The sequence below is a fragment of the Clostridium sp. genome, assembly GCF_036781005.1.
Lineage (GTDB): Bacteria > Bacillota > Clostridia > Clostridiales > Clostridiaceae > Clostridium_B.
Genome location: NZ_DAIQBT010000044.1, coordinates 1 through 18,489, shown reverse-complemented (window position 1 = coordinate 18,489; position 18,489 = coordinate 1). Strand labels below are relative to the sequence as shown.

The following is an 18,489-nucleotide window of genomic DNA, read 5'->3' as shown; positions in this document are numbered from 1 at the left end:
GAACTTAAAACACAGTTAAATTATAGAATACATAAATTAATACCAACTATTGTATTAATTGGAATTTTATATAAATTTACTGTACGTAGGTCAGATTTGCACATAGATATACTTGAATTGGTATATTAGTTTAAGTATAATTATATCTGAAATGACAATAATTATTTTTAAAAGAGTATAATCCCGTCAGGAGGAAAAAATGAATAGAAAAAAGACTAGAGAAGTAACTATGAAATTATTATTTCAAATGGCCATAAATAAAGAAAAAGCTGATACTGTTATATCAAATTTAAAAGAAAATATTAAAATGGATCAGAAAAGTCACGAAGAAAACATCTCACAGATTTATGGAGAAAATGTGGGAGATTTAAAAAATATAGATATAGAGTATGTAATAAGGGTATTAAAAGGAATAGAAGAAAAAGAAGAAATGTTAAATACAGAGATTGAGAAGTATTTAAGAAACTGGAAATTAAACAGATTATCTAAAGTGGATTCTGCAATTCTAAAAATTTGTACCTATGAATTTTTATACGAAAATGATATACCTGAGAAAGTTTCTATAAATGAAGCTATAGAATTAGCTAAAAAATATTCATCTGAAAAATCTGCCTCATTTATAAATGGAGTACTTGGAAATATGATAAAAGATGAAAAAATAAAAAAGCAGTAATGTATAAGAGGTAGGGTTATGTATATTAAAACGTTAACAGTATCTGATATTAACCGTTACATAAAAAAAACTCTGGATAATGATTTTATACTTGGAAATTGTTCCGTGAAAGGAGAAGTTTCTAATTTTAAGCTTCACAGCAGTGGACATATGTATTTTTCCTTAAAGGACAAATTTGCTAAGATAAATTGTATTATGTTTAAAAGTTCAGTGGAAAAATTAAATTTTATGCCGGCAGATGGGATGAAGGTTATAATTGAAGGAAGAATATCCCTTTATGAAAAGGAAGGAGTATATCAGCTCTACTGCAGTAAAATGAAGCCGGAAGGAATGGGAGAATTATATCTGGCCTTTGAAAAACTAAAAATGGAACTTGAGAAGAAAGGGTTATTTGATATTTCACACAAGAAGAAAATACCTCTTTATGCTAAAAAAATAGGAATAATTACATCCCCTACAGGAGCAGCAGTTAAAGACATAATAAATGTAGTTAGGAGAAGAAACAGAAAAGTAGAACTTTTAATCTATCCTTCACTGGTACAGGGAACAAGTGCCAGTGTCAGTATTATAAAAGGTATTGAAACTTTCAATTCTATGGAAGATGTAGAACTTATAATTATAGCAAGAGGAGGAGGTTCTATAGAAGAACTTTGGTGCTTCAATGATGAAAAATTGGCAGAGGCTGTGTACAGTTCTAAAAAGCCTATAATAACGGGAGTTGGACATGAAATTGACTATACTATAGTGGATTTTGTGTCTGATATGAGGGCACCTACTCCCTCGGCTGCTGCAGAAATCGGAATTTTCAGTATGGAAGAATATATACAGAAGATATTAAATTATAAAAATAAGCTTTATAATGGTGTTAAAAATGTAGTAAGTGATAAAAAGAATAGAATGCTTATCGTGAAAAAAAGTCTGGAGATGAATAATCCTTTAACTTATATAGCAAATGAATATGAAAATATAGATAAAATCAAAGAATCCCTGGATTTCAAAATAAAGGTATCTATCAACGAGAGAAAGGAAAAACTGGGGAAGATAAATGCACTTCTTTCTGCCCATAATCCATTGAATATTTTAAATAAAGGGTATTGTATAATAGAAGATGATAGGGGAGATGTTATATCTTCCATAGAGGAGTTAAGCAAAAAACATAAAGTCTGTATTATAATGAAAGATGGAACTTCCAAAGTGAATCTTGTTCATTATAAAAAGTGAGGTGATTGTGGTTTTATGCCTAGGAAAACAGAAACTTATGAAAGTATAATGTTAAAACTTGAAAATATAGTAGCATCTATGGATAGTAGTGAGTTATCTTTGGAAAATAGTTTGAAACGCTATGAAGAAGGGGTAAAACTTTGCAATAAGTTATTTAAGATTTTAAATGAAGCTGAAGAAAAGATAAAAGTTCTTACTGAAGAGGGAGAAAAGGATTTTAATATTGAATCTTAAAATTATGGAATGGAGAAATACACTATGGAAATTAAAAGAGTATTTGGAACCATTAAGGAAGAACTGGATATATATTTAAGAGAATATATGAAGGACAGAGGGACTTATAACAGAAAAATATATGATTCCATGGAATATAGCCTAGATGCAGGAGGCAAGAGAATAAGACCTATATTGTTTCTTCTAACTTACAGAATGTATAATAAAGATTATAGTAAAGTTATAGATATTGCAGCAGCTATAGAAATGATACATACCTATTCTTTGATTCATGATGATTTGCCTGCCATGGACAATGATGATTTAAGAAGGGGAAAACCCACAAATCACAAAATATTTGGGGAAGCTATTGCAATACTTGGGGGAGATGCTCTCTTAAATGAAGCTATGAATATTATGTTTAAGCACTGCATAGGAAAAGGAGAAAATATCATAAGAGCCTGTAGCATTATTTCTGAAAGTGCAGGGGCAGAAGGAATGATAGGAGGACAGACAGTAGATATTTTAAGTGAAAATGTGAAAATACCTGTAGATAAGCTTTATTATATGCATAGTAAAAAGACAGGAGAGCTGATAAAAGCTTCAGTAGTTTCTGCTGCAGTATATGTATCTGCGGGAGAAAAGGAAATAGACAAATTAAAATGTTATGGTGAAAAGTTAGGATTGGCATTTCAAATAAAGGATGATATATTGGACGTATCGGGTGATGATGTCATTTTAGGAAAAAAGACAAGAAGTGACTTGAATAATAATAAAACTACCTTTGTAACTGTTTATGGATTAGATAGATGCAGTGAAATGTGCAGTGAAATTACAAGAGAGTGTATGGAAATTTTAGATAAAATAGAAGGGGATACCTCTTGTTTAAAAGAATTAACTCTGCTTTTATTAAATAGAAAAAAATAATACATAAAAATAATACATTATGAAATAGCAGTGTATTTTAGTTCTATTATTACGGTGTAAAAGAGGATAGATAAAATGTTTAATTTATTAGATAATTATAAAGATGTAAATGACATAAAAAAGATGTCTTTAGAGGAAAAAGAACAGCTGGCGTCAGAAATCAGAGAATTTTTAATTGAAAATGTCTCTAAAACAGGAGGACACCTGGCTTCAAATTTGGGAGTTGTAGAACTTACATTGAGTTTATTTAATATTTTTGACTTGAATCATGATAAGCTCATATGGGATGTAGGTCACCAAGCTTATGTACATAAGCTTCTTACAGGCAGAAAGGATAAATTTCATACCTTAAGACAATTTGGAGGGATAAGTGGCTTTCCCAAGAGATGTGAAAGTGTATATGATTTCTTTGAAACTGGACACAGCAGTACTTCCATATCCGCAGCATTAGGTATGGCCAGAGCCAGAGATTTAAAGGGAGAAAAACATAATGTGGTGGCAGTTATAGGAGATGGGGCATTAACCGGTGGAATGGCACTGGAGGCATTAAATGATGCAGGCTACAGAAAAACAAAACTTATAATAATATTAAATGACAATCAAATGTCTATAGGAAAGAATGTAGGGGGAGTATCCAGATATTTAAATAAATTGAGAGTAGACCCTAAATATAATAAATTTAAAGAAGAGGTAGAGAATACATTGAAAAAAATACCTAATATAGGTAAAGGTATGGCTAAATATCTTGAAAGGCTGAAAAATGGAATAAAGAAAATGGTAGTATCGGGAATGTTTTTTGAAGATATAGGAATAAAGTATTTAGGGCCTATAGATGGACATAATATAAAGGATCTTACTGAAGTTATGACTGCTGCAAAAAAGGTAAATGCTCCGGTTATCATTCATGTAATAACTAAAAAAGGAAAAGGATATGAATTTGCAGAGAAAAATCCAGGTAAATTTCATGGAATAGGGCCTTTTGATTTTAATAATGGGGAAATAGCAGTTACATCCACAAGTACGTATTCCAAGGCTTTTGGAGATGAAATGGTGAATCTTGCAAGAAAAGACAAAAAAATAGTGGTTATAACTGCTGCAATGAAAGATGGCACTGGACTTGGAAATTTTGCAAAAGAGTTTCCAGAAAGATTTTTTGATGTGGGAATTGCTGAACAACATGCTGTGACTTTAGCAGGAGGAATGGCAGTAGAGGGATTAAAACCTGTATTTGCAGTTTACTCTACTTTTCTTCAGAGAAGTTATGATCAGCTTCTCCATGATATATGTATTCAAAAATTGCCGGTGGTTTTTGCTGTGGACAGGGCAGGAATTGTGGGAGATGATGGAGAAACTCATCAGGGTATATTTGATTTGTCCTATTTAACTGAAATGCCTAATATGACTGTAATGTCACCTAAATGTATATCTGAACTCACTTATATGTTAAAATGGTCATTAAATCAAAATTGCCCCATAGCTGTAAGATATCCCAGAGGAGGAGATAATATAAGTCTTGCACCTCTTGAAAGTTTTCAATTTGGCAGGTGGGAATATATTTTAGACCAAGGAAAAATTGCACTGGTAGCTCAGGGAAGAATGGTGGAACATGCAGTGCTGGCAGCAGAAAAGCTGAAACAAAAGGGAATTTTAGTAAGAGTTATAAGTGCCTGTTTTATCAAGCCTTTAGATAAGGAAATGCTGCAGGAACTGGTAGAAGAAGATGTGACTATTATAACTATTGAGGATAATATAATAAGAGGCGGCCTTGGATCCTACATATTGGAGTATGTAAATACGCTGCATAAAAAAGCAGATGTAATAAATTTAGGATTTAAAGATGAGTTTGTAACACATGGAAAACCAGATATTTTATATAAATTATATGAACTCGATGTAGAAAGTATTGTAGATGAAGTACTTAAAATAGTGAAATTAAGTGGTATATTTTAAAAGGAACAAAGGAGGTTGTGATGTCAGAACTAAAGGAAAGAATAGATGTACTTTTAGTAGATAAAGGTATTTTTCCTTCAAGAGAGAGGGCAAGGGCCAGCATTATGGCAGGAGAAATATTTGTAGATGGCCAGAGAGTAGATAAATGTGGACAAAATGTAAAAAAAAGTTCCAATATAGAGTTTAGAGGAGAAAAACTTCCTTTTGTAAGCCGTGGAGGTTTAAAATTAGAAAAGGCCTTAAAAAAGTTCAATATAACTTTAGGGAATAAGGTATGCCTTGATATAGGGGCATCTACAGGGGGATTCACAGACTGTATGCTCCAAAATGGTGCTAAAAAAGTATTTTCCATAGATGTAGGATACGGACAGTTTGCGTGGAAGCTCAGAACAGATAAGAGAGTTGTATGTATGGAAAGAACTAATATAAGGTATGTAACTTTTGAACATATAGGGGAATATTGTGATTTTGCCAGTATAGATGTTTCTTTTATATCCCTTAAAAAAGTTCTACCTGCAGTTATAAATTTGTTAAATGAAAATGGCAGTATAGTAGCTCTTATAAAACCCCAGTTTGAAGCAGGGAGAGAAAAGGTGGGGAAAAAAGGAGTAGTTAGAGAACAATCTACCCATATAGAAGTCATTAAGACAATTGTAACTTTTTTAAAAGAAAATAATTTGAAAATAATTTCTCTTGATTATTCACCTATAAAGGGACCCGAAGGAAATATAGAATATTTAGTATATTTTACCAAGAAAAAAGAAATAAATGAATTGTTTGAAGAAGAGGATATAAATACTATAGTAAGATCATCACATGGGGAACTGAATGGAGAGGAACTATGAAGAATATAGGAATTAACGTTAATACAACAAAAGATCCAAACAAAAAAATGCTGAATTTTATAATAGAAAGTATAAGAAATATAGATGAAAGTGTAAATATAAAGACATATGAAAATTGTAGTGGGCTTGATGAAAATGAAAGCAACAGATTGGATGTAGTTATAGTACTTGGAGGAGACGGAACCATATTAAATACTTCTAGAAATGTGCTTAAGTCAAAGACACCTATACTTGGAATTAATATAGGTCATTTGGGTTTTTTGGCACAAGTAGAAATAAATAGTGTGGAAGCTGCATTAGAGAAACTTTTCAAAGGGGAATATACAATTGAAAAAAGGGATATGATTCAGTGCACCTATAGTGAGGGGGATAAAATAAAAAGATATGATGGATTAAATGATGTGGTATTATATAGGGGAATTAAGTCAAGAATACAAAGATATGATGTATACATAAATGATGCTTTCTATAATAGTTTTAGTGGAGATGGTATTATTATTTGTACTTCTACAGGGTCTACGGCATATAATTTATCTGCAGGAGGTCCTATAATACATCCATCTTTGGATGTATTATGCCTGACACCTATGTATTCCCAATTTTTCGCATCTAGAAGTATCATATTGGACAGCAGATCTCGTATAAGTATATCAATAGAAAAGAATTATGAGGATTCATTTTTATCTATTGATGGCCAAAAATGGATAGCAGTGGGTGGCTCTCAGACTATAAAAATAAACAAATCCAAAAATAAGAGAAGGCTTATTAAATTCGATGATGCCTATTTTAATACACTAAGAGAGAAAATTATTTTTAATGCAAAAGGATGTGAAGGTGGGATATTATGAAGGTGAGTAGACATGCTAAAATACTGGAGATTATCAATTCAAATAATATTGAAACCCAGGAGGAATTGGCAGAAAAACTTAAAAATAGTGGCATGAATGTAACTCAGGCTACTGTATCTAGAGATATAAAAGAATTAAAACTCATAAAAGTATTGTCAGATAATGGAAGATATAAGTATGCAACCATATCTCGTACAGAAAGTTTTTTATCTAACAAGCTTGTAAATATATTTTCCCAAACGGTAGTAAGTGTTGAAAATATAGATAATTTTGTAGTTATAAAGACCATTTCTGGTTCTGCTTCTGCAGCAGCGGAAGCTATAGATTCACTGGGCTTTATAGGCATAGCAGGGACTATAGCCGGGGATAATACCATATTTGTAATGGCCAGAGACAGAGAAAAAGCCCATGGTATAACTCAAAAGATGAAAAAAATGATTTCACAGTAGGAGGCATATACTATGCTGCTTCAATTAAATATAAAAAATTTTGCCCTTATAGAAAAATTAATTATATCTTTTGAATCAGGCTTTAATATATTCTCTGGAGAAACCGGAGCAGGTAAATCAATCCTTATTGATGCCATAAATTATGTTATGGGAAGTAAATTCAATAAAGATTTAATAAGAACAGGTAAAGATAAAACTTTTGTGGAAGCTGTTTTCACCATAGAAAATCCTAAGACTTTTGAAATATTGAATGAAGAAAAAATTTTGGGAGAAGAAGATATGGTTATAATAAGCAGAGAATCCTTTCAATCGGGAAGAACTATTGCAAAAGTAAATGGGAAATCGGTCTTAATATCTAATCTAAGAAAAATAAGTAGTACATTATTGGATATTCACGGACAACATGACAGTCAGAATTTACTGTCAGAAGAAAATCATATAACCTATCTGGATTATTATGGGGAAAGTGTTCTTTATGAACCATTGAAGGATTATAGAAAAGAATATGAAAATTTGAATGATGTTAAAAGAAAAATATGTGAAGTATCGGGAAAAGAAGGGGATAGGGAAAAAATCATAGATTTTCTCAAATTTCAGATAGATGAAATAGATTCTGCAAATTTAGTTCAGGGAGAAGAGGAAAAATTAAATGAAAAGTTCAAAATTTTCTCAAATCAAGAAAAGATAAATTCTGTTATTAATAACTGTTACGTGAAACTATACAGTGGAGAACAGGGTCAAATTTCTGTATATGATAATTTGGGAATAATTATAAAACAATTGAATTCTATAAAAAATATCATGCCTGAAATTGATAATATATGTAACTCATTTGAAAGCATATATTATGATGTAGAAGGAAACATAGAGGATTTAAGAAGTATTAAAGATAATTTTTACTATGATGTAAATGAATCGGAATACATAAATAATAGAATAAACCAGATTAATAACCTGAAAAATAAATATGGAAGTAATATAAATAACATATTAAACTATAGAGATAAAATAAAAGCTGAATATGAAGAAATGAAAAATATGTTTGAGGTTATAGAAAAATTAAATTTGGAAAAAATAAAATTAGAAGAGGCACTTAAATTAAAAGGAAGAGAAATTCACGAAATGAGAAGTAAGTTGGCAGAGGATTTGGAAAAAAACATTAAGAGTGAATTGGATTTTGTAGGACTTGAAAAAAGTAAATTTAAAATACAAGTTAAACTTAAAGATAAATTTACTTCAAAAGGAATGGATGATGTAAAGTTTTATATAGCTGCCAATCCGGGAGAGCCGTTAAAACCTCTGGAAAAGGTCGTATCTGGAGGAGAATTGTCAAGAATAATGTTGGCATTAAAAACAGTTTTCATAGACAAGGATCTCATTCCATCGGTTATATTTGATGAAATAGATACGGGTATAAGCGGCAGAATAGCACAGCGTGTGGCAGAAAAAATGTATAAAATATCCAGAAAACATCAGGTGTTTTGTGTAACCCATCTACCTCAAATTGCATGTATGTCGGATGTTCACTATTGGGTTTCAAAACAGGTAATACGGAATATGACCTATACTAAAGTTAAAAAAATGGATAAAAAGGAAAAAGAATACGAAATAGCCAGAATGATAGGAGGCAGTGAAGTTACAAAAATTACTTTGGAACATGCAAGAGAACTTATTGATATGGCTGATTTAAAAAAAGATAAAATTAAATAGTATTGATTTTATAAGTTATCTCTAAGGTATATAAAATAATGAATTATTTTTATGATTACTTCAAGAGGTGACTTTTAACTTTTTGTATAAAATTTATATTTTAAAACAATACATTAACTCTAAATGAAACTATATGATAGCATAATAACATATTTAAAAGGGCAACTTAAAGCTAGAGAAAGCAGTATAAGACAGGAGGCAAAACCATGGCAAAAAAATTTAGAAATGTTCTGTATTGGATGTTAATTCCTATCCTGTTTGTAATATCAGTTGCCTATTATAAAGAAAGTATATATAAGAATATTCATTGGTTTCAAAATAATAAAATAAAATCTACATTTAATGCAGTGGCAACTAGTGATGTTACTGTATATTTAGGTGGCCAGCCTATCGGGGTAAAGTTGAATACTAAGGGAGTTCTGGTAGTGGCTTTTTGTGATGTGAAAACTTCAAAGGGCAAAGTTGCAAGTCCAGCTGCATCAGCTGGAATACAAATAGGGGATAATATAATTAAAATAAATGATACTTTAGTAAAAAACTCTGAACAGACTCAAGCTGAAATAAATAAGACAAAAGGTAAAGAAGTTAAAATATTGATAGAAAGAGACGGAAGTAGCATAGAAAAGGTAGTAAAAGCTGTTAGTGGCATAGAAGATAATGGTTACAAGATAGGGTTGTGGATAAGGGATTCCACTGCTGGAATAGGAACTTTAACCTTTTACGATGAAAAGAGTGGCATGTTTGCCGCATTAGGTCATCCCATAATAGATATAGATACAGGTACAAAATTAAATATAAATTCAGGAGAAATAGTGGAATCTTCTATTGTATCTGTGAAAAAGGGTGCCAAGGGAAATCCAGGGGAGTTAAAAGGAATATTTGTCAATGAAGAAACCAAGCTTGGAAATATAGAAAAGAATACAGAATGTGGCGTATTTGGGAAGGGAAACAATAAACTTAAAAAAGGAAGCAATTTTATTAAAATAGGTCTTAGAAATGAAATTGAAGAGGGACCCGCCCAAATTTTGACTACTGTAAATGGAGATACTCCTGAGCTTTATGATATACAAATAGAAAAATTGCTATCCCAGGATTTACCGGGACCTAAAAGTATGGTTATAAAAGTTACAGATAACAGATTGTTAAATAAAACAGGAGGAATAGTTCAAGGTATGAGTGGAAGTCCCATAATTCAAAATAATAAATTAGTGGGAGCGGTAACTCATGTGCTTATAAATAAACCTGACGTAGGATATGGAATTTATATAGATTGGATGTTAAAGGATACAAATATAGAGAATATGGTAAAATAATATTAAATATGGTAAAATAATATTGTAGAAGATAGCATTTTAAATGTTATCTTTTACATTTATGCCAATAACATAAATATATAAAAAATTTTTTATATAAAAAAGAAGGAAATAAAATTCCCATGTCGAATTTATTATTTTGTTAACATATGGGAATTAGATTAAAAAAAGGGGAGTGGCAAATATGGAAGAATCAAAGATAAATGTGGTTATTGCAGATGACAATAAAGAATTTTGTAGTATTCTAAATGATTATCTTTTGAATCAAAGAGATATAATAGTTACAGGAATTGCAAAAGATGGGATAGAAGCTCTTAAGCTAATTGAAGAAAAAAAGCCGGATTTAGTAGTACTGGATATAATAATGCCTCATCTTGACGGATTGGGAGTATTAGAAGAATTAAATAATATGAATATAGATCCAATGCCCCGCATAATAGTTCTTTCTGCAGTGGGACAGGACAAGATAACCCAAAGAGCTATAACACTTGGAGCAGATTATTATGTAGTAAAACCTTTTGATATGGATGTATTTACTCAAAGAATTAGACAGATGTTTAACAGTGTTATAAGTAGTGGAGAAGAAGTAAAGAAAACTGTACCTTTTATAGATGAAGGGGAAGTGAAATTACAAAGGGATAATCCTACGGATTTGGAACAGGAGATAACAAATATAATACACGAAATAGGAGTACCTGCCCATATAAAAGGATATATGTATTTAAGAGAGGCAATAACCATGGTAGTAAATAACATGGAATTGTTATCTGCAGTTACAAAAGAGTTGTATCCATCCATAGCTAAAAAATATAATACTACTGCCAGCAGAGTTGAAAGAGCGATAAGACATGCTATTGAAGTGGCTTGGTCAAGAGGACAGGTGGAAACTATAAATAAACTATTCGGATATACTATACATAATGATAAGGGCAAGCCAACAAATAGTGAGTTTATAGCTATGGTTGCTGATAAGTTAAGATTGAAAAATAGAGTAAGTTAGATTATTTGATATGATTTGCTTGTTTTACTGATATAAATAGAATATTTTTTAAATGTCAGGCAATTCAAAGGTCTGGATGGAGGTTGTATATAAGAATAAAAAATGATTTTCTCCATCTGAACCTTAGAAGAAGTTGTTGCAGGAATATAAAATGTTTTTAGCTATGTATTTAGATAAGGATCTAATAAGTATTTAATTGACAAGAATAATGTTGAAGTATAAAATTGATTACAATGAATAGGTTTAAATAGATAGCTTAAGATATGGAGTTTAAAAGAGGATAACTTAATAATCCAATAAAAGTAGAGGTGTTTGACTATGGGTTTTTTTGAGAAAACCATAAGTAAGGAAAAAATATTTAGTGGAAAAATCATTGATTTAAATGTTCATACAGTTGAATTGCCAAATGGAAAAACCAGTAAGAGAGAAATAATAAATCATGCAGGCGGAGTTGCGATAATTGCCTACAAGGATAGTGAAACTTTATTTATGGTGGAACAGTTTAGAAAACCTATAGAGGGAACTTTACTTGAAATACCTGCAGGTAAAATTGAAAAAAATGAAGATGTACTTCAATGTGCAAATAGAGAATTGGAAGAGGAAATAGGCTATAAAGCTAAAGAACTTAAATATTTAGGAAGAATAGTTACAAGTCCTGGGTTTTGTGATGAATATATATTTATTTATAAAGCAGAAGAATTGTATAAAGGAAGAGATGACTTGGGAGATGAAGATGAATTTATAAATGTAAAAGAGATCAAAGTAAGTAGAATCAAGGAAATGATAAGAGAAGGGAAAATAATAGATGCTAAAACTATTTGTGCCCTTATGATGATATAATGTATTTTTAATAGGCAGTAAAAAGTCATATAACTCTTTTGTAAATCATAAATTAATTAAAAGAACATGATTAACAAAAGGGGGATGAAGTTATGTTGGAAAATAAGGCATTAAATTTAATAAATAGGCATATTAAAAATAATTTTTGGTTGTACATTATAACCCTAATATGTTTTTTTACTGGAATAGTTATTGGAATATATAGTGTAAGATATATGGGTGGATTTGAAAAAAGTGACCTTTTAAGTTATCTAAAGAATTTTACCAAGGTAGTAGATTCGGGAAATGTAAATTATAAATCCATATTTTTAGAAACTTTAAAAAATAATGTTCCTTTAATTTTGATGGTATGGTTTTTAGGACTTACAATGATAGGAATACCTGTGATACTTATAATAGATATAATTAAGGGATTTACCATAGGTTTTACCATGAGTTTTGTAATAGGTAGCATGGGCATTAAAGGAATATGGTTTTCACTTCTTGGAGTATTGCCTCAAAATATAATATATATACCATGTATATTATTTTCTTCCGTACTGGCTATGGAATTTTCACTTATGCTTTTTAAAGATAGAGCAAGAGTTCCATGGAAATCCCACATGCTAGTTAGGTTTACATCTTATTCTATGTCTTTTTTGATGATATGTATTACTATGTTTATAGGCTTTTTTATGGAATCCTATCTGACTCCTAATATGATTAAATTTATAGTATTAAGTTCCATGAGGATATTATCATGATTTTAGATGAACAAAAATCAGATTTTATTATAGAAGTATTGAAATGTTTTTTTATATTAGTATTTTTTGGAATGTTTTTGCCTAAAGTTATAGATTTAATAATATATAATTTTGTGGTTAAGTTTCATTCCTATGATAATAGTATTTTTGTATATAATATATTTAGTAAAAATATAGATATAATATATAATTATATTACTGTCTTTAATGAATTTATAAAATTCTAACTCCTGAAGAGTAGGTGATAATTTTGGAAAGTTTCTTGTTGGGCTATGCAGAACAACTAGAAAAAAAACATATGAGTAAAAATACACTAGATGCATATATTGGAGATATAAATAGGTTTTATAATTTTATAAAAAAGAGAGAGGGAAACTTGCAAGAAGTGGAAGTAGTATCTGTAATGGCATATGTGCAGTATCTTCAAAAGGAAGGAAAGGCGGTTTCATCTATAGTTAGAAATATAGTTTCTCTTAGAAATTTTTATAAATATCTAATGGTTAAAGGTATAATAAATGAAAATCCTCTTTTGTATTATGAAATCCCTAAAGTAAAGCATAATATTCCTAAAGTTTTAACTGTAGAGGAAGTAGACAAGCTTCTTGATTCGCCAGATCCCACCACCTACAAGGGCATAAGGGATAAAGCTATGCTTGAAATAATGTATGCTGCAGGTATGAAGGTGATGGAGCTTCTAACTTTAACTATATATGATATAGATTTAAAATTTTCTTATATAAGATGTAAAAGTCTTAAAAATAAAGAGAGATTGGTACCTATAGGTTCTGTAGCAGTAGAATATCTGAAAAATTATTTGGATATAAGACCACAACTTAATATACATAGTTTAGATACTTTGTTTTTAAACTTAAGAGGATCACCTATGAGCCGTCAGGGATTCTGGAAAATTGTAAAATACTATGCAAAGGAATCCAAAATAAACAAGGATATAAATGCCTTTACTTTAAGGCATTCTTTTGCGGTACATTTGCTTCAAAATGGTGCAGATATTAAATCTGTACAGGAACTTCTAGGACATAAAGATTTATCTGCTACCCAGATATATTCTGCAGTATTAAAGAAGAATAAAATTGCAGAAGTATATAAAAAAACTCATCCAAGGGCATAATTAACCTATGTTTCAAGTAAGTTTTATTAAAGAAAGGATGAGTTTATATGGAGAGAGTAATTTTAATAGTATTTGATAGTGTAGGCGTAGGAGAATTACCGGATGCAGAAGAATATGGAGATGCAGGAAGTAATACTTTGGGGAATATATCAAAAGCTTTGGGGGGACTTGAAATTCCTGGTTTGTATAAATTGGGCATTGGAAATATACAGGGAGTTGAAAATTTAAAGAGATGTGAAAAACCTATAGGTAATTTTGGGAAATGTGCTGAATTGTCTAAGGGAAAAGATACTGTAACAGGACATTGGGAAATAGCAGGTATTGTTCTTGAAACTCCTTTAAAGACTTATCCTGAAGGATTTCCTGAGGATATAATAGAAGAATTTCAAGGTAAAATTGGTAGAAAAGTTCTTGGCAATAAAGTGGCATCAGGTACGGAAATAATAAATGAACTGGGAAAAGAGCATGTAAATACAGGATATCCTATAGTGTATACTTCGGCAGATAGTGTATTTCAGGTGGCTGCCCATGAAGAAGTTATTCCACTTAAGGAATTATATAAAATGTGCAGTATAGCCAGAAAAATGCTTTTAGCAGACAGGACTGTAGGAAGGGTAATTGCTAGGCCTTTTATTAATGAAAATGGAAAATATGTAAGAACTTCAAATAGAAAAGATTTTGCACTGGATCCTCCTAAAAAAACTATGCTGGACTATATAAAAGAATCGGGGCTAAATGTAATGGCAGTAGGTAAAATAGAAGATATATACAATAAGAGAGGAATAACAGAGGCAGTTCACATAAAAAATAATATGGATGGCATAGATAAAACACTGGAGTACATGAAAAAGAATAAACCGGGACTTATATTTACAAATTTAGTTGATTTTGATATGTTGTATGGTCATAGAAATGATGTAGAGGGTTATGCTGGGGCCATCATAGAAGCGGATAAAAGGATTTCTGAAATAATTTCTTATATGAATGAAGGGGATGTACTTATAATAACTGCAGATCACGGTTGTGATCCAACTACAAAAAGTACGGATCATTCCAGGGAATACATACCTGTTTTGGCGTATGGAAAAAATTTAAAGTCAGGGGTAGATATAGGTATAAGGAAAAGTTATTCTGATATAGGTAAAACTGTACTGGAACTTTTAAATGTAAAAAATGATCTTTATGGAAGTAGTTTTAAAGAGCTAATAATGAAATAACTAAAAAATTTGAAAAACTTTCAGTATTTGTTGATAATTCCTTAAAAATATATGGTAAAAGTATATACAGCCAGGGAGAAATTTAGTATGGATATGAAATATATAATTTATAAGAAAAAATCAGGTAAAGATTTGACTCAAAGAGAAATAGATGAAGTGGTGCAGGGATATGTAAAAGGAGAAATACCTGATTATCAAATGGCTGCTTTTCTTATGGCAGTTTGTTTTAAGGGAATGACAGAAGAAGAAACTGCAAATTTAACCCTGTCTCTTGTTAACTCTGGAGATAAAATGGATTTATCTGATATTAAAGGTATAAAGGTAGATAAACATTCCTCTGGAGGGGTGGGAGATAAAATCAGTCTTGTTGTGGTACCTTTAGTGGCTGCACTAGGTATACCCGTGGTTAAAATGAGCGGCAGAGGACTTGGTCATACTGGAGGTACTATAGATAAACTGGAAGCAATAGAAGGATTTAATACTAATTTAAACAAAGATGATTTTATAAATAATGTGAATAGATATAAAATGGCTGTGGTAGGTCAGTCTTCAAACTTGACTCCTGCAGATAAGAAGATTTATGCATTAAGAGATGTTACCTCCACTGTGGAGAGTATTCCTTTAATTGCAAGTTCTATTATGAGTAAAAAAATAGCTTCAGGAGCAGATTCAATAGTGCTAGATGTAAAAGTAGGGTCAGGAGCATTTATGAAATCTTTAGATGAAGCTAGGGAATTGGCAAGAACCATGGTGTCTATAGGCAAATCTCTTAATAGAAAAACTATAGCTTTAATTACAGATATGAATCAGCCTTTAGGTTATGAAGTTGGAAATGCAAATGAAGTTAAAGAAGCAATAGAGGTATTAAAAGGTGAAGGGTCAGAGGATGAAGTTTTAGTTGCACTTACCATAGCTTCCTATATGGCAGTATTGGGAGGAGCATTTCAAGATGTAAATACCGCATATAAGGCTCTAAATGAAGTTATCAGATCAGGCAGGGCAATAGAAAAATTTAAGGAATTGGTAAAGGTACAAGGGGGAAATCCCCGGATAATTGATAATCCCAGGCTGCTTCCCCAGGCACAAAGGCATATAGATATAAAAGCTCATAAAAGTGGATATGTATATAAGATTCAGGCTGAATTTATAGGAAGGGCTGCCATGTTGCTTGGTGCCGGAAGGAAGACAAAAGAAGATGTAATTGATTTATCTGCCGGAATTACAATGGTTAAAAAAGTGGGAGATAAGGTATCTGCCGGGGATATTCTCTGTATTTTACATAGTAATAGGAATAACTCTATGGAAGCTGAAAAAATAGCTTTAAATGCTTTTTCCATAGATGTTACAAAACCTCCTCAAATTCAATATATTTATGATGTAATAGAGTAAAGTTAAGAGTGAAAGCACTAACATTATGGGAGTAATGATAGTGCTTTATTTTTGATAAATAAGTATTAAGGATTTTTTAAGGTCGTAATTGTATATTTATAAAGTATGAGCAACCTTGTTTAATTCTTCTGACATGGAAGATATTTCTTGTATACTGGCGGTAATCTCTTGTGCAGCAGCAGCTTGTTCTTGACTTGAAATTAGTGAATTTTGGCTTTTTTCACAGGTTTCATTTACTTTTCCTTTGATTGAATCAGTCAATTCTTTAATTTTTGGAACTGTACCCTTAGACTGTTCAGATAGTTTTCTTATTTCTTGTGCAACAACGCCAAACCCTTTTCCATATTCTCCGGCTCTTGCTGCTTCAATAGAAGCATTTAATCCCAGCATATTAGTTTGGGTACCAATCTTGCTGATAAAAGAGGAGACGGTGTTAATATCTTCTGACAGCTTTATTATATCATTAATATCTTCATTGAGTTTTTTTTCATTGGCATATATATTGGATGAAGATTCTGCTAGCTGGGATATTACAGAAGTTATTCCTGAAAGATTGTTTTCAAGGGTCGCGGACATGTCCCTTAGATTAATGGCAATTACCTTGGGAATTATTATACCTAAGGTAGCTACCACTTCTTGTGAATTTTCTTCATCAAATAAAGGATAGCATGTTGTAAGAGTAGGCACTCCATGTGCTGAACTGTCTCGTTCCAATGAAATTTGTTTTTTTGTTTTTATAGCTTTGACGGCAGTATTATCCTCCTTTAACCTGTATCCTATCTGGAGATGAGGTATGTCAAATTTTTTTGAAGGTTGCCTGTAAGCGATTTTATCCAAATCTGTAATGTAAAGAAAGGCACCCTCTGGATACATTTCTGCTAAAATGGGTGCAAAATCAGTAAATGATTTTGCTACAGGATGTAATTTTGGAAATACAATGGAAAATGCTCCTACAGGCTGATTTTCTTCATTAACTAAAGGTTGAGCCAGTGTTGTTAGTCTCATTCCATAAAGAGAGCGTGGAACATTTTGTATTATTGTCCTATTTTCTTTTATTGCCTTGGCTGCTATGCTATTAGCATTTAATTTTTCTCCAACATGAAATGTATCTAAATCAAAATCTTTTGATGCCTTTCTCCAGATGAATGTATTTCCTTCTATAATTAAATATAAGACTCCTCCTGATATCACGTCAATATGCAATTCGGCTATAGCTTTCAAACAATCTATTTCATTTATGGAAATCATTATGACAACTCCTTTCTTTAAATCAATATAGATTAAATATAGGGGGTTAATGATTAAGCTTATAACTTGATGAAATATTTAGAAAGTTCATAATAGTATTTGTATTTTACCATTTTAATTTTCATATTTCAATACTGTTTTATAATTACTATTGTTTAAATATTGTATTGTTACTAAAAATATATAGAATAATTGGATATTTTAATATATATTTGATAATGTAACGAGGAATTGCAGTGTGATGCAATGTGAATTAATGTATTTTCCATGAAAAATATATTAAATAGTAAATATTTTAATTCTAGGTGTAAAATAACTTTAAAAGGAGGAGACTAATTGTTGCGGAATATGTGTCAGAGTCTATAGGGAACTTGTCTAGAGGTGTAGGCCTGCCTATTTTTTATTTTGAAGGAGATGGGAATATAAAAATAGCGGCTTTTTGACAAATTAAATAGGTTTTTATAGAAAACTGTAAATTTTAGCAGCGGTGCTTCGATAATGTATGTTGTGTTATTTATAACCGTAATAGCGATATTTTTTATACTCACCTACATGAATATAAAAAAGAGTAGACAGTTAGTTGAACTAGACAAAAAATTTAAATTGCAGAGAATATATTTTGAGGAGTTATTTAAAAATTCTCAAGACGGAATTGTCATACTTGATAATAAAGATAAAATTATAAATGTTAATGAATCTTTTGAAAAAATCTTTCAATATAATACTAATTTTCTTTAGTAAACATAGAAACTATCCAATTCCAACCTGTAATGG

19 protein-coding genes are annotated in these 18,489 nt (G+C 30.9%); 18 read left to right on the top strand and 1 reads right to left on the bottom strand.

From position 1 onward, the window contains the following. Window positions 1-199: 199 nt before the first annotated feature. From nusB to V7Q02_RS13960, 17 genes are all read left to right on the top strand, one after another. Window positions 200-673, top strand: a complete 474-nt coding sequence (gene nusB / locus V7Q02_RS14040; protein WP_333861694.1) for a transcription antitermination factor NusB — start codon at window positions 200-202, stop codon at window positions 671-673. Between the two features lie 18 nt (window positions 674-691). Next, complete coding sequence (gene xseA, locus V7Q02_RS14035; RefSeq protein ID WP_333861693.1) at window positions 692-1,894, top strand: exodeoxyribonuclease VII large subunit; 1,203 nt, start codon at window positions 692-694, stop codon at window positions 1,892-1,894. 15 nt (window positions 1,895-1,909) lie between these two features. Continuing rightward, the gene (locus V7Q02_RS14030; protein ID WP_333861692.1) at window positions 1,910-2,128 is read left to right on the top strand and encodes an exodeoxyribonuclease VII small subunit; all 219 of its coding nucleotides are present in this window, start codon (window positions 1,910-1,912) and stop codon (window positions 2,126-2,128) included. Window positions 2,129-2,152: 24 nt separating this feature from the next. Continuing rightward, complete coding sequence (locus tag V7Q02_RS14025; RefSeq protein WP_442882173.1) at window positions 2,153-3,034, top strand: polyprenyl synthetase family protein; 882 nt, start codon at window positions 2,153-2,155, stop codon at window positions 3,032-3,034. 75 nt (window positions 3,035-3,109) lie between these two features. Next, window positions 3,110-4,984 carry a 1-deoxy-D-xylulose-5-phosphate synthase gene (dxs, locus tag V7Q02_RS14020; RefSeq protein ID WP_333861690.1) on the top strand — a complete coding sequence of 625 codons (1,875 nt, stop codon included), beginning with the start codon at window positions 3,110-3,112 and terminating at the stop codon, window positions 4,982-4,984. Further along, window positions 4,978-5,829, top strand: coding sequence for a TlyA family RNA methyltransferase (locus V7Q02_RS14015; RefSeq protein WP_373845297.1), 852 nt, complete (start codon window positions 4,978-4,980; stop codon window positions 5,827-5,829). Before dxs ends, V7Q02_RS14015 begins: the two co-directional genes overlap by 7 nt. Beyond that, a complete protein-coding gene (locus V7Q02_RS14010) occupies window positions 5,826-6,677 on the top strand; it encodes an NAD(+)/NADH kinase (protein ID WP_333861687.1) in 852 nt (283 codons plus the stop codon). Before V7Q02_RS14015 ends, V7Q02_RS14010 begins: the two co-directional genes overlap by 4 nt. After that, complete coding sequence (locus tag V7Q02_RS14005; protein ID WP_333861685.1) at window positions 6,674-7,126, top strand: arginine repressor; 453 nt, start codon at window positions 6,674-6,676, stop codon at window positions 7,124-7,126. Before V7Q02_RS14010 ends, V7Q02_RS14005 begins: the two co-directional genes overlap by 4 nt. A gap of 12 nt (window positions 7,127-7,138) precedes the next feature. After that, complete coding sequence (gene recN, locus V7Q02_RS14000) at window positions 7,139-8,836, top strand: DNA repair protein RecN (protein ID WP_333861684.1); 1,698 nt, start codon at window positions 7,139-7,141, stop codon at window positions 8,834-8,836. Between the two features lie 206 nt (window positions 8,837-9,042). Then, on the top strand, window positions 9,043-10,149 hold the full coding sequence (gene spoIVB, locus V7Q02_RS13995) for a SpoIVB peptidase (protein WP_333861682.1): 1,107 nt from the start codon (window positions 9,043-9,045) through the stop codon (window positions 10,147-10,149). Between the two features lie 184 nt (window positions 10,150-10,333). Next, on the top strand, window positions 10,334-11,149 hold the full coding sequence (spo0A, locus tag V7Q02_RS13990) for a sporulation transcription factor Spo0A (protein WP_333861681.1): 816 nt from the start codon (window positions 10,334-10,336) through the stop codon (window positions 11,147-11,149). A 318-nt stretch (window positions 11,150-11,467) separates the two neighbouring features. Next, entirely contained in the window at window positions 11,468-11,989 is a 522-nt protein-coding gene (locus V7Q02_RS13985) for an NUDIX hydrolase (RefSeq protein ID WP_333861680.1), read from the top strand. Window positions 11,990-12,081: 92 nt separating this feature from the next. Further along, a complete protein-coding gene (gene spoIIM / locus V7Q02_RS13980; RefSeq protein ID WP_333861679.1) occupies window positions 12,082-12,732 on the top strand; it encodes a stage II sporulation protein M in 651 nt (216 codons plus the stop codon). Continuing rightward, window positions 12,729-12,959, top strand: coding sequence for an endonuclease III (locus V7Q02_RS13975; RefSeq protein WP_333861678.1), 231 nt, complete (start codon window positions 12,729-12,731; stop codon window positions 12,957-12,959). Before spoIIM ends, V7Q02_RS13975 begins: the two co-directional genes overlap by 4 nt. 23 nt (window positions 12,960-12,982) lie before the next feature. After that, window positions 12,983-13,861 carry a site-specific tyrosine recombinase XerD gene (gene xerD / locus V7Q02_RS13970; protein ID WP_333861676.1) on the top strand — a complete coding sequence of 293 codons (879 nt, stop codon included), beginning with the start codon at window positions 12,983-12,985 and terminating at the stop codon, window positions 13,859-13,861. A gap of 47 nt (window positions 13,862-13,908) precedes the next feature. Next, a complete protein-coding gene (locus V7Q02_RS13965; protein WP_333861675.1) occupies window positions 13,909-15,078 on the top strand; it encodes a phosphopentomutase in 1,170 nt (389 codons plus the stop codon). 87 nt (window positions 15,079-15,165) lie between these two features. Further along, on the top strand, window positions 15,166-16,467 hold the full coding sequence (locus tag V7Q02_RS13960; RefSeq protein WP_333861674.1) for a pyrimidine-nucleoside phosphorylase: 1,302 nt from the start codon (window positions 15,166-15,168) through the stop codon (window positions 16,465-16,467). A 96-nt stretch (window positions 16,468-16,563) separates the two neighbouring features. Here the strand turns inward: V7Q02_RS13960 and V7Q02_RS13955 are convergent, their stop codons facing one another. Further along, entirely contained in the window at window positions 16,564-17,715 is a 1,152-nt protein-coding gene (locus V7Q02_RS13955) for a methyl-accepting chemotaxis protein (RefSeq protein ID WP_333861672.1), read from the bottom strand. A gap of 552 nt (window positions 17,716-18,267) precedes the next feature. Between V7Q02_RS13955 and V7Q02_RS13950 the strand changes: the two genes are divergently transcribed. Next, window positions 18,268-18,453 carry a PAS domain-containing protein gene (locus tag V7Q02_RS13950; protein WP_333861671.1) on the top strand — a complete coding sequence of 62 codons (186 nt, stop codon included), beginning with the start codon at window positions 18,268-18,270 and terminating at the stop codon, window positions 18,451-18,453. Window positions 18,454-18,489: the final 36 nt, after the last annotated feature.